The 13,317-nt window shown below is 31.4% G+C and carries 11 protein-coding genes; 4 read left to right on the top strand and 7 right to left on the bottom strand.

The features are described from left to right. The 4 genes from IPM32_05280 to acs form a co-directional block, all read right to left on the bottom strand. Nucleotides 1–495 (bottom strand): VOC family protein, encoded by a 495-nt coding sequence (locus tag IPM32_05280; GenBank protein ID MBK8944670.1) that lies wholly within the window; start codon nt 493–495, stop codon nt 1–3. Further along, nucleotides 488–1,813, bottom strand: coding sequence for an alpha-glucosidase C-terminal domain-containing protein (locus IPM32_05285; protein MBK8944671.1), 1,326 nt, complete (start codon nt 1,811–1,813; stop codon nt 488–490). The genes IPM32_05280 and IPM32_05285 overlap by 8 nt, the downstream gene beginning before the upstream one ends. Nucleotides 1,814–1,830: 17 nt before the next feature. After that, nucleotides 1,831–2,400: a pentapeptide repeat-containing protein gene (locus tag IPM32_05290; protein MBK8944672.1), complete on the bottom strand. Its 570-nt coding sequence runs from the start codon at nt 2,398–2,400 to the stop codon at nt 1,831–1,833. A gap of 355 nt (nt 2,401–2,755) precedes the next feature. Further along, a complete protein-coding gene (gene acs / locus IPM32_05295; GenBank protein ID MBK8944673.1) occupies nt 2,756–4,666 on the bottom strand; it encodes an acetate--CoA ligase in 1,911 nt (636 codons plus the stop codon). Between the two features lie 183 nt (nt 4,667–4,849). Between acs and IPM32_05300 the strand changes: the two genes are divergently transcribed. Next, nucleotides 4,850–6,787 carry a CBS domain-containing protein gene (locus tag IPM32_05300; GenBank protein ID MBK8944674.1) on the top strand — a complete coding sequence of 646 codons (1,938 nt, stop codon included), beginning with the start codon at nt 4,850–4,852 and terminating at the stop codon, nt 6,785–6,787. Continuing rightward, nucleotides 6,784–7,467 (top strand): 3'-5' exonuclease, encoded by a 684-nt coding sequence (locus IPM32_05305; protein ID MBK8944675.1) that lies wholly within the window; start codon nt 6,784–6,786, stop codon nt 7,465–7,467. Before IPM32_05300 ends, IPM32_05305 begins: the two co-directional genes overlap by 4 nt. Nucleotides 7,468–7,520: 53 nt before the next feature. On the opposite strand, the gene IPM32_05310 is transcribed toward IPM32_05305, so the two are convergent. The 3 genes from IPM32_05310 to IPM32_05320 all read right to left on the bottom strand — a co-directional run bounded on the left by IPM32_05310 (nt 7,521) and on the right by IPM32_05320 (nt 10,733). After that, a complete protein-coding gene (locus IPM32_05310; protein MBK8944676.1) occupies nt 7,521–9,218 on the bottom strand; it encodes a cation acetate symporter in 1,698 nt (565 codons plus the stop codon). A 43-nt stretch (nt 9,219–9,261) separates the two neighbouring features. Further along, on the bottom strand, nt 9,262–9,516 hold the full coding sequence (locus tag IPM32_05315) for a DUF4212 domain-containing protein (protein ID MBK8944677.1): 255 nt from the start codon (nt 9,514–9,516) through the stop codon (nt 9,262–9,264). Nucleotides 9,517–9,731: 215 nt separating this feature from the next. Beyond that, entirely contained in the window at nt 9,732–10,733 is a 1,002-nt protein-coding gene (locus IPM32_05320) for an ornithine carbamoyltransferase (GenBank protein ID MBK8944678.1), read from the bottom strand. Nucleotides 10,734–10,820: 87 nt separating this feature from the next. On the opposite strand from IPM32_05320, the gene ggt reads away from it, so the two are divergent. Beyond that, nucleotides 10,821–12,533, top strand: a complete 1,713-nt coding sequence (gene ggt / locus IPM32_05325) for a gamma-glutamyltransferase (GenBank protein MBK8944679.1) — start codon at nt 10,821–10,823, stop codon at nt 12,531–12,533. 21 nt (nt 12,534–12,554) lie between these two features. Then, on the top strand, nt 12,555–13,262 hold the full coding sequence (locus IPM32_05330) for a hypothetical protein (protein ID MBK8944680.1): 708 nt from the start codon (nt 12,555–12,557) through the stop codon (nt 13,260–13,262). The last annotated feature ends 55 nt before the right edge of the window (nt 13,263–13,317 follow it).

Here is a 13,317-nt window from a genome sequence, read left to right on the forward strand (position 1 = left end):
CTATTGTTCCAATTCTGCAAGCAGTTTATCCAAATCCAATTGATTTGTGTGCATTTCTATTGATCCATCAGATTTGTGCTGCCAAATTTCTTTTGGTTTATCCCAATACAATTCAATTCCATTTCCATCAGGATCATCTAAATAAATTGCTTCTGAAACTCCATGATCTGCGGCTCCGGAAATTGGATATTTTGCTTCAATTAATCTTTTAAATATTTCTGCCAAATCTTTTCTGGTTGGATAAAGAATTGCAACATGATAAAGTCCAACTCCAGATTTTTGCGCCGGAGGTGAATTTTTACTTTCCCAAGTATTTAATCCAATATGATGATGATAACCTCCGGCTGAAATAAAAGCGGCGTCGGTTCCGTACATTGTTACTAAATCAAAACCTAAAAGTTCTTTATAAAATTTCAACGATTTATCAATATTAGAAACTTTTAGATGAACATGACCAATTCTGGTTTGAGGAGGAATTTTATAACTATTATTCATAAAAATTTTTTTTGTTGTTAGTAAAAACCAAATAACCCCAAGGTTTTAATTTGAGTGAATTTATTTTTTCAAATTTATATGTTTTATCTAAAAATATTTCTTTTAAACTTCCTTCTTCATTTTCTAAATTTATATTGACTTCAATTTTCACAGCACTAAAATTTATTATGAGCAAAACTTTATCACCGTTTTTTTCTCTGTAAAATGAAATTACTTTTTCCGGTTGATCATTTATAATTCTGATCATTTCACCACCGGAATTTCCATTCCACAACGCTTGATTTTTGTGTTTCAAATCGAATAATTTTTTATACAATTTTCCAATTTCATGCTCTTTCCATTCGATAAAATCTTTATCAAAAAATTTAAGAGATTTTTTAAGACCGGCTTCTTGTCCGCTGTAAATTAAAGGCATTCCATTAACAATACACGTAAGCACAATTGCAGCATTAAGACTTTTTCCAAAATTTGTAAACTGATTTCCGAACCAAGAATTTTTATCATGATTTTCAACAAACGTCATTCTATAACCATCTTTTGGAAATGTGTTTACATCATGAGCTAAATATTCTATAATACCTTCTGAACCAGATTTACTTTTGTAGGCATCTTTCATTTTATCATACAAACTCCAAGCGTAAGTCATATCAAAAGTATTTTTGTGCAAATCGCGAGATTCCCATTCCGCAAGCATAAAAACCGGTTTTATTTTTTCAAGTTCAAATCTCACATTTTCCCAAAATTCATTTGGAAGAAATCCGGCAACATCGCATCTGTAACCGTCAATATTTGTCTCTTTCACCCAATAAATTAGAGCTTCTGTCATGTATTTTCTTAACTCGGGTTTATCATAATTGAAATCAATAATATCATCCCAATCATACCAAGGAGTTGGCTGGAAATTTCCCGATTTATTTTTTGTGTACCAATCGGGATGTTCAACTGCTAATTTATTATCCCATGCTGAATGATTCGCGACCCAATCAATTATAACATACATTCCCATTTTGTGAATTTTATTTACAAGTTTTTTAAAATCTTTTAATCTTCCAAATTCCGGATTAACTGCAAAATAATCTTTAACGGAATAATAACTTCCCAAAGTTCCTTTTCGATTTACTTCACCAATTGGATGAATTGGCATTAACCAAAGAATATCAACACCGAGTTTTTTTAACCTGGGCAAGTGTTTTTCGAAAGCGGCAAAAGTTCCTTCTTTTGTATATTGCCGAATATTTACTTCATAAATTGTTGAATTTTTGCTCCATTCCGGATGTTTTAATTCAACATAAGGTTTTGGCTTATAAGGATTTTTCATTTTATTTATTAAAAATTTTAATCAATTATAATTTCATACTTTTTTAGTAAACCTAATATATTATTCATAGAAAATTTCGCTTTTTTAATTCTATTGTTTTCTGCATCAATGATAAAATTAAATGAAGTCGAAAAATCGCATTTATCTAAAGTGGTGCGACTAAATACAGCATTGTTAAAATCACAATTACAAAATTTAGAATTTGTAAAATCTGCTTCTGTAAAATCCACTTCTTGTAAATTACAATTTGTAAAATTTGTTGATTTCATTTTTAATTTGAAAAAGGATGATAAATTTAATTGACAATTTTTGAAATTCACAGAAAGTAAAAGTTGATTAGTGTTTTCAAAATTTATTCCCAACATTTTGCATTCGTAAAAAGTTACTTCTCTAAAAGCAGTATTACCGATTTTAACGCCGCTTAAATCACAATTTTTAAATTCGCAATTAATAAATGTTATTTCTGAAATATCGGAATTTGAAAACTTGCAATTTATAAACGAACAATTTTCATACTCACCTTTGATGGGTGGCTTTTTAGTATAATCTTTTTTATCAAAAATTTTATCTTCAAAATTCATAACCATAAACCAATTGTTAATTAAAAAAGAAATATAAACTAAACATTAAAAAATAGGAAGGGAACATAAGGAGGAAGTTCTTCTGATTCCACTGTCATAAAATCAGAAGTAATAAAGTTAGATTGTTGAAAAGAAATTAATTTATATTAGTAATAATATTAGAAATTGTAAAACTTTTATACAGAGTTCCATATAAATATGTCCCTTTGTCAATTAAACTATTTTTTTTAGTTTATGAAGAGCTTCCAGAAGACCCGAATGAGTAAAATAATTTTTAAAATCCTTATAAATATTTTGTGATATGAAAATTAAATCTTCTCCCGAAAATTTAATCGGGAGAATTATAATATTAGGAAGCTATTTACTCTTCAATTGTTGTTAAATCACCTTCCGGTAAGCCTTGAGCACGTGCTTTTAAAACTCTCCGCATTATTTTTCCACTTCGTGTTTTAGGAAGCGAATCAACAAACGTAACCGAATCCGGTTTTGCAATTGGACCCATCTCATGCCCAACGTGATCCTTCAAACTTTTTTCAAGTTCAGCATCACCTTTTAGATTTGCTTTCAAAATTACATAAGCATGGATAGCATTTCCTTTTAGCTCATGAGGTAAAGCAATAGCAGCAGCTTCAGCAACTTTGGGATGACTTACAAGAGCACTTTCGATTTCTGCAGTTCCCAAACGATACCCGCTTACTTTTATTACATCGTCAATTCTTCCGATTATCCAAACATATCCGTCTTCATCAATTCTTGCGGAATCTCCGGCTTTATACCAGCCTTGTTTTTCGTAATCTTTCCAATAAGTATTTATAAATCTTTCAGGATCACCCATAACGGTTCTTGCCATTCCGGGCCAAGGATTTTTAATTACAAGTTTTCCTTCTTCACCGTTTTTAACAGTCTTTCCATTTTCATCAACAACTGCAATTTCATTTCCGAAAAATGGTTTTGTTGCAGAACCGGGTTTTAAAGGTGTAATCGGAAGTGGAGTTATCATAAATCCGCCTGTTTCCGTTTGCCACCAAGTATCCATAATGGGGCATTTATCATTTCCAATATTGTTGTGATACCATTTCCAAGCTTCAGGATTTATTGGCTCACCAACGGAACCTAGTAATCTTAACGAACTAAGATCGTGACGTTTTGACCATTGATTTCCGAATCTCATTAAACCTCTAATTGCTGTTGGTGAAGTATAGAGAATTGTAATTCCATATTTTTCAATCATCTGCCACCATCTATTTGGATACGGATGATTTGGCGCACCCTCATACATCATAATTGTTGTTCCGTTAATTAACGGACCGTAAACAATATAACTATGACCAGTAATCCATCCCGGATCAGCAGCACACCACCATCTGTCTTCATCTTTAATATCAAAAACCATTTTATGAGTTGTTGCCGTATAAACAGAATAACCACCGTGTGTGTGAACCAATCCTTTTGGTTTGCCGGTTGTTCCGGATGTATAAAGAATAAACAACATATCTTCCGCATCCATAACTTCTGTTTCACATTTATTATTTGAGATTGGCAGAGATGCTAAATCGTGAAACCAAAAATCACGATCACTTTCCATATAAACTTCGTGTCCCGTTCGTTTAACTGTTATACATGCTTCAATGGTTGGAGATCTGCCGATTGCTTCATTTACAATTCCCTTTAAATCATTAACTTTTCCTCTTCTCCAGCCGCCATCTGCAGTAACTAAAATTCTGCTTTGTGCATCGGCAATTCTCTCCGCCAAAGCTTCAACGCTAAATCCGCCATATACAACACTGTGAGCTGCTCCAATTTTTGCACAAGCTAGCATTGCAAAAACTAGCTCGGGAATTTGTGGCATATAAATAGTTATAATATCACCTTTTTTTGCACCCATACTTTTTAAGATGTTAGCAAATTTTGTAACTTCTCTATTTAATGCATGATATGAAAAAACTCTTAAATCGCCAGGTTCGCCTTCCCAAACAATTGCAATTTTATTTTTACGCCAAGTTTTTAAATGTCTATCAATTGCATTTTGAACAATATTGGTTTTGCCGCCGACAAACCATTTGTAAAACGGTTTTTCACTTTCATCAAGAACTTTATCCCATTTTTTGTACCATTCTAAATTCTCGGCTTGTTCAGCCCAAAATCCTTCTCTGTCTTTTATAGATCTCTTATAAAGTTTATCATATTCTTTTACGTTTGCGTTTGAAACTATTGAATCACTTGGGTAAAACACATTAGGATCTTTAATGGTTTTTTTAGTCTTTTTCCCCATAAGTAATCTCCTATTTTTTCAAAATGAATTGATGGTTTAATTAAACAGAAAGTGATAGATATGAAAATTTAATTTACTCTATAAAATTTAATTTTGCAATTTAGATTATTAATTTCTTGTAAAAATTATATATTGTTTTCGATCAAATTAATTTCACTTGTTCAAACTATAATTAAATGAAAAATGAGCAATACAATTCCTCATAGAATTTATGATTTTCTCAAAGAACATCCGCCATTTAGTTTTATTTCTAAAGAAGAATTATTAAGAATTTCTAAGCAAATAATTATCATATATTCCGAAAACAATGATGTAATTTTTCATCAAGGCGAAAAACCTCCAAGTTTTTTTTATGTTGTTCGCGAAGGAGCGGTAAAACTCTTTAATGAATTTAAAGATGAAAAAATTTTAATTGATGTTTGCGATGAAGGAGATATTTTTGGAATCAGACCGTTAATTTCCGCCGATCAGCCTTATACTTTAACCGCAATAGTTTCCGAAGAAGCCTTAATTTATAAAATTCCCGCCGAATTATTTTTAGAAATTATGAAAGTGAATAAGAATGTTGAAAATTATTTCACTTCATCATTTATGGGTGGAATTAGAAATCCATATTCAAAATACAGCAAACAAAAAGTATTTTTGGATTCACAAATTTCGATAAATGATAATTTCAATTTTTCTGAAATTCAAACAATTCCAATTAGCAGTAAACCAATTACTTGCGGAATTGAAACTTCAATTAAAAATGCCGCATTAATAATGAAGGAAAATAAAGTCGGCTCAATTGTAATTGTTGATGAAAACCAAAAGCCAATTGGAATTATAACAGATCGTGATTTAAGAAATAAAGTTGTTGCCGGAGATTTTTGTTCAGATTGTAAAATTGAAAATATAATGAGCAGTCCCGTTATAAGTTCTGATTCAAATGCAACAGTTGCTGATTTACAAATTTTGATGATCAAAAATAATATTCATCACATATGTATTACAGAAGATGGAACAATAAATTCAAGAATGATTGGAATGATTTCCGAACACGATATTTTGGTTTTACATGGAAATAATCCATCGGTATTTATTAGAGAAATTAAGCGAGCGCAAAATTCTAATCAATTAAATCAAATTAGAATTAAAACGGAACAGTTGTTAAAAAAATATCTTCAGCAAGAAATATCCATAACATATATAACAAGAATTATTACCGAAATTAATAACGCAATAAATATTAAAGCTATTGAATTGATAATTTCTGAATTATCAAAAACTGGAAATGATTTACCAAACGTAAAATGGTGTTGGCTCGCATTGGGAAGTCAAGGAAGAGAAGAACAGCTTTTGCGTTCCGATCAAGATAATGCTTTGGTGTTTGAAGATGTTGAAAAAAGTGAGTATGAAAAATCAAAAAATTATTTTCTTCAATTGGCAAAAGATGTAAATGATATTTTAAAAGATTGCGGATTTGATTATTGTCCCGCAAATGTAATGGCAAGCAATCCCAAATGGTGTTTATCACTAAATGAGTGGAACAAACAATTTGAAAATTGGATCTACATTCCCGGAAATAAGGAAGTAATGTACTCCACAATTTTTTTTGATTTTCAACCGATTTACGGAAACTTTGAACTTGCCGAAATAATGGCAGATAATATTTATCAAACATTAAATAACCAAGAAAGTTTTTTATCATTCTTAGCAAAAAATGCTCTGGAAAACCCTCCTCCATTAAGTTTCTTTAGAGATTTTATGGTAGAAAATAACGGAGAACATAAGAATGAGTTTGATATAAAAGCCCGTGCAATGATGCCGCTGGTTGACGGTGCAAGAGTTTTAACTTTATCTGCACGATTAAAAGGAATTAACAGCACAATAAAAAGATTTAATAAATTAGCAGAAATTGAACCTGAGAATAAAGAATTATTTGAACAGCTTGCTGATGCTTATGAAATAATTATCCGTTTCAGAACAATGCAAGGATTGAAACACAATAATTCTGGTAGATATTTTAAGCCGGATGAATTAAACAAAATGCAGCGATTAATACTTCGCAATTGTTTTAGACCAATTAAAGAACTTCAGCAAATTTTAACTGTTAGATTTAATTTAAAAATGTTTAGATGATTTTTAATTTCTTAAAAAATAAAACTTCAAAAAAATATCCGGAATTCTGGAAAAATTATATTTCTCTTTTTGAAGAAAAGCAAAATTATAAAATTCCAATTTCCCAAACTGACTTTGTAATTATTGATGTTGAATCAACCGGATTGGCTTTTAAGAAAGATAAAATTTTGTCAGTCGGCGGATTAAGAATAAAAAATAATCAAATTGATGTTTCAAACACTTTTGAAATTTATTTAGAGCAAGATGAGTTTAATCCCCATGCAGCTTTGGTTCACGGAATATTAAAGAAAAGTAATTCAGAAAAAATATCTGAGCAAGATGGAATTATAAAATTTTTAAAATTTATTAAAAACGATATAATTGTTGGACACAGCATTTCTTTTGATATTTCAATTATTAACGAAACAATAAATCGCAACGGTGGAAGTAAACTATTGAATAAATCAATTGACACAATTAATCTTTATAAAAGAATAAAAGGTGAAGATTACAAAATTGATAGCTCGGTTTCTTTAGATACAATTTCTGAAGAATTTAAAATTACAAAAAGTGATAGACACAATGCCGCCGGTGACGCACTAATAACCGCAATTTTATTTATGAAATTAATTTCTAAATTGAAGAAAAGAGGTGTTACTGAGTTAGAAAGTTTATTAAAAAATAAGAGAACTTTATTTTGATATAATTATAGAGACGTATCCGCTAGAAACGAATACATCTCTTTATACAAAAATTAATGACTCTGTGCAGAACCAGCACCGCGCGGAATTCTAATATCTTCAACAATTTGCTGAACTTCAATTGGCGGAGGAGATGTTAATCTGGAAACCACAAGGGAAATAATTAAATTTACAAACATTGCAACGGTTCCAAAACCTTCGGGAGAAATATCAAACCACCATTCGCCTGCCGGAGGAATTGCATCAACAAACCATCCTAATTTGTAAACCGACATGTAAAAGAACATTAAAATTAATCCGACAACCATTCCCGATATGGCACCTTCTTTATTCATTCTTTTATCAAATATTCCCAAAATTATTGCTGGAAAAAACGATGCGGCAGCAAAACCAAATGCCAATGCAACTGTTGCAGCAACAAATCCAGGAGGATTAATGCCAAAATATCCGGCAACAACAACTGCAAAAATTGCTCCAATTCTTGCCCACATCAATTCTTGTTTTTCTGTTATGTTTGGTTTTAATTGTTTTTTAATTAGATCATGTGAAATTGATGTTGAAATTACCAATAGCAATCCAGCGGCTGTGGATAAAGCTGCGGCCAAACCTCCGGCTGCAACAAGTGCAATTACCCATGGCGGAAGATTTGCAATTTCGGGATTTGCAAGTACCATAATATCCGCATCGATATTTAATTCATTTGCATCTTTATTTGCAACGTATTGAATTTTACCGTCACTGTTTTTATCTTCAAATTTTATTAATCCGGTTCCTTCCCAGCTTTTAAACCATTGCGGCATTTCGGTATAATTTTTTTCACTTACCGTATTTATTAAATTTGTTCTGGCAAATGCAGCAATTGCCGGAGCAGTTGTATATAAAATTGCAATAAATAAAAGCGCCCAGCCGGCGGATTTTCTTGCATCTGAAACTTTTGGAACTGTAAAAAATCTAACAATTACATGCGGTAATCCGGCAGTACCAACCATAAGTGCAAATGTTATTGCAAAAACATCTATCATTGGTTTTGTTCCGGTTGTATACTCATGAAAACCCAAATCCCGTTGAAGCATATCTAATTTTTGTAATAGATAAGTTCCGGATGCACTTTCAGTTCCCAATAAACCAAATTGTGGAATTACATTTCCAGTTAAGGTTAAAGAAATAAAAATTGCTGGAACCATATAAGCAAAAATCAAAACACAATATTGAGCAACTTGCGTATATGTAATTCCCTTCATTCCTCCAATTACAGCATAAATAAAAACTATTGCCATTCCAATGTAAACACCAGTATTTATTGGAACTTCCAAAAACCTTGCAAACACAACACCAACACCTCGCATTTGTCCGGCTACGTAAGTGAATGAAACAACTATCGCAGCAATAATTGCGACAGTTCTTGCAATATTCGAATAATATCTATCGCCAATAAAATCCGGAACAGTAAACTTTCCAAATTTTCTTAAATATGGTGCAAGCAATAATGCGAGAAGAACATATCCACCAGTCCAGCCCATAAGATAAACCGAACCATCATAACCCATAAAGGAAATTAAACCAGCCATTGAAATAAATGAAGCAGCTGACATCCAATCCGCTGCCGTTGCCATTCCGTTTACAATTGGATGAACACCTCTTCCGGCAACGTAAAAATCTTTAGTAGAGCCAGCTCTTGACCAAAATGCAATTCCAATATAAATTGCAAATGACAATCCAACAATAATAAAAGTCCATATTTGAACACTCATAAATTTTCTCCAGTTGAAAATTTTGATAAGTAAAAATTGTTAATTATTCATGCACATCATATTTTTTATCAAGCTTATTCATATACTGCACGTAATAAAAAATTAGAATAATAAATACATAAATAGATCCTTGTTGTGCAAACCAGAAGCCAAGTTTAGCTCCGCCAATAATGAAATTGTTTAAGACATCAACAATGAAAATGCTGAATACATAAGAAACTAAAAACCACACACTTAATAGAATCAATACAATTCTAATATTTTTCTGCCAATACTCTTTTAAGTTTTTTTGAGACATGCAGTTCTCCTAAAATGGTTTTAAATTCATTAATTATAAATTGGAGGAAAGGTGTTTTACTAGAGAAGAAGAATAAATTATAAAATACAAAATTATTTTTTTAGTGCAATAAAAATTTTATCGTGTAAAATATTTTCTTGGAATATTTATACAAAAAAAACCCTTACGAATATTTTTATTTGTAAGGGTAATTCAAATTAGATGATTGTATGTATTTATGAACCTAAGGTTGCTACCATAATTGCTTTAATTGTGTGAAGTCTGTTTTCTGCCTCATCAAAAACAATTGAGTGTTCCGATTCAAAAACATCTTCCGTTACTTCCATTCCGTCTAATGCGAATTTTTGAAAAATTTCTTCGCCCATTTTTGTTTCTCTATTATGAAATGCCGGAAGACAATGCATAAATTTTACATTTGGATTTCCGGTTGCTTTTATTGTTTTCATATTTATTTGATATGGTTTGAGCAGTTTAATTCTTTCTTCCCAAACTTCTTTCGGTTCACCCATTGAAACCCAAACGTCCGTATAAAGAAAATCAACTCCCTTAACTCCAACTTTAACATCACTGGTTAAAGTAATTTTTGATCCTGATTTTTTTGCAATTTCTTTACATTGATCGACAAGTTTTTTATCGGGTAAATTTTCTTTTGGCGCACAAAGTCTAACATCCATTCCCATAATTGCTCCGCCAACTAAAAGTGAATTTCCCATATTATTTCTTGCATCGCCCAAATAACAATAAGAAATTTCTGAAAGCGGTTTATTGGAATGTTCCAACATTGTCAAGAAATCCGCAAGAACTTGAGTCGGGTGAAATTCATCAGTTAATCCATTCCAAACTGGAACACCAGCATATTTTCCCAATTCTTCAACAATGCTTTGTCCAAATCCGCGATATTCAATTCCATCATACATTCTTCCCAAAACTCTTGCGGTATCTTTCATAGATTCTTTGTGACCAATCTGCGAGCCGCTTGGACCCAAATAAGTTACATTTGCACCTTGATCAAATGCGGCAACTTCAAATGCGCATCTAGTTCTTGTGGATGATTTCTCAAAAATTAAAGCTATATTTTTTCCTTTTAATTTTTGTTCTTCATATCCGCCATACTTTGCGGCTTTTAAATTTTTTGAAAGTTCTAATAAAAAGTTTAACTCTTCCTTTGTAAAATCCAAAAGTTTTAAAAAGTTTCTGTTTCTTAAATTAAATGCCATGTTTTCTCCTTTAACAATTCTGCAAAATAAAAATTATTTTCTTATGTTAATATATCTAACATATTCAAAAACATTAAATAAAAAACAGTGAAAAATAAATTGATTACCAAATCGATAAGTTATATTGTAATAATAATTACATTTTTTCAAATTGAATTACATTCCCAAATTGCCCGTCCGGTAAAAGCTAAAAACGGAATGGTTGTTTCTGCAAGTTCTTATGCTTCCGAAGTTGGCTTAAAAATTTTGAAAAAAGGCGGAAACGCAATTGATGCTTCTGTAGCTGTTGGATTTGCGCTTGCAGTAACTTATCCCTATGCCGGAAATATTGGCGGCGGCGGTTTTATGGTTTTACATCTAAAAGATGGAAAAAACACCTCGATAGATTTTAGAGAAAAAGCTCCAAAATCCGCACATAAAAATATGTATTTGGATGTAGCAGGAAATTTCAAGCCGGAATTAAGTCAAGAAGGAATAACTTCCGTCGGCGTTCCCGGAAGTGTTGCCGGGTTAATTTATGCTTTAGAAAATTATGGAACTTTAAGTTTGGAAGAAGTAATTCAACCCGCAATTGATTTAGCAAAAAACGGATTTACTTTAGATGAATCCGATGCAAATTCCTTTAAATATCATTTGGATGAATTTAAAAAATATCCATCATCGTATAAAATATTTTCTAAAAACGGTGAACCATATTTGGAAGGTGAACTTTTTACCCAAATAGATTTAGCAAATACTTTAGAAAAAATTAAGCAAAATGGTGTGGATGGATTTTATTCCGGAGAAGTTGCGGATTTATTTATTGATCAAGTTAGAAAAATGAATGGATATATTACTTATGAAGATCTTAAAAATTATAAACCGATTGAAAGAATTCCAATTGAAGGAAGTTACAGAGATCATAAAATAATTTCAATGGGACCGCCAAGTTCAGGCGGAATTGCAATTGTTGAACTTCTAAATATTTTGGAAAATTTTTCGTTTCAAAAAGATGAATGGAACAGCAGTTCTTACATAAATAAACTTGTTGAAACTATGAAGTATGTTTATGCAGATAGAACTTACCAACTTGGCGATGAAGATTTTTATCCGGTGCCGAAAGAGAAATTAACTTCCAAAGAATATGCAAAAAGTATTTTTGAAAAATTAAAAACTTTTGCAGTTCCATCGGAAAATATTACTACGCAAATTCCTACTGAAATTAATGAAAGTACAGAAACAACACATTATTCTGTTTATGATAAAGATGGAAATGCGGTGAGTGTAACTACAACAATCAATTCCGGATTTGGCTCAAAAATTATTGTTGATGGTGCGGGATTTTTACTAAATAATGAAATGGATGATTTTAGTTCTAAACCCGGAGAACCAAATCAGTTCGGACTTTTAGGCGGAAAGGCAAATTCTATTGAGCCGGAAAAAAGAATGCTGAGTGCGATGAGTCCTACAATTGTTTTAAAAAATAACAAACCTTTTTTAATTACCGGTTCACCTGGTGGATCAACAATAATTACCACAGTTTTACAAGTAATTTTAAATGTTATTGATTTTGGAATGAATATTCAAGAAGCGGTAAATGCGCCAAGAATTCATCATCAATGGATGCCGGATATAATTTATCTAGAAGAATTTGCGATTAGCCAAGATGTAAAATTGAATTTAGAAAATATGGGTTACAAATTTAGCGATAGAAATAATACTTTTAGAGTTCTTGGTTCAGCTCAATCTATTTTAATAGATGGAGAAAAAATTTACGGAGCCGCTGATCCTCGACGAGGTGGTTTAGCAATCGGATATTAAATTTTTTTTATAGAGTATAAATTGAAAAAGTATAAAAATAAAACTCCCGAAGAAGTAATAAAATTAGTTACTCTTGAAATTATTGAACGGTCGATAAAATTGGGAAATAAAAAGGGAAGAGAAATTTTTATTTCTAAAACTTCCAGTGGAAAAGGTGTAAATGTAAATTCGTTAAATCCCCAAACCGAAGAAGGAAAAGTAAACTTAGAAAAATTTTTAACTCCAATAAGAAGACATTATACTTTTTCCGGACTTGGATCACTGGAAGAAAAAAATTCAATTAATTGGAGAGTTTTAAATCTGCCTTTTGTAAGAAGAACTTTATTGGTTTTTCAAGTTGCAATTTCTTTTTTAATGAAAGGTACTTCACTAAAAAATAAATTATACAGATGGATGGGAATTCACGTAGGCAAAGGCTCAGAAATTATGCAATTGGTTTGGTTAGATCATTTTAGACCGGAATTAATTTTTATTGGGGAAAATACATTAATGGGAGCGTTTACAAGATTAACCGTTCACGCTTATGAAGGTTCCGGAAAATTCAGATACGGAATTATCGAAATTGGAAATAATTGTAAACTTGGAGCCGGCACCGGAATGGGACCAATTAAAATTGAAGACAATGTTAGAACTTTACCAGGCACAACTCTTTCTCCATATTTTTCAACAATTAAAGAAGGTTCCATAGTTGGATGGAATCCCCCAAATTTGAAAGAAAGTACTGAATAATTATTCAAAAAATTCATATTAAAAGACTTCAGCATCAAATTAAGTTTTACTTAAA

The organism is Ignavibacteriota bacterium (assembly GCA_016716225.1).
Taxonomy (GTDB): Bacteria; Bacteroidota; Ignavibacteria; order Ignavibacteriales; family Melioribacteraceae.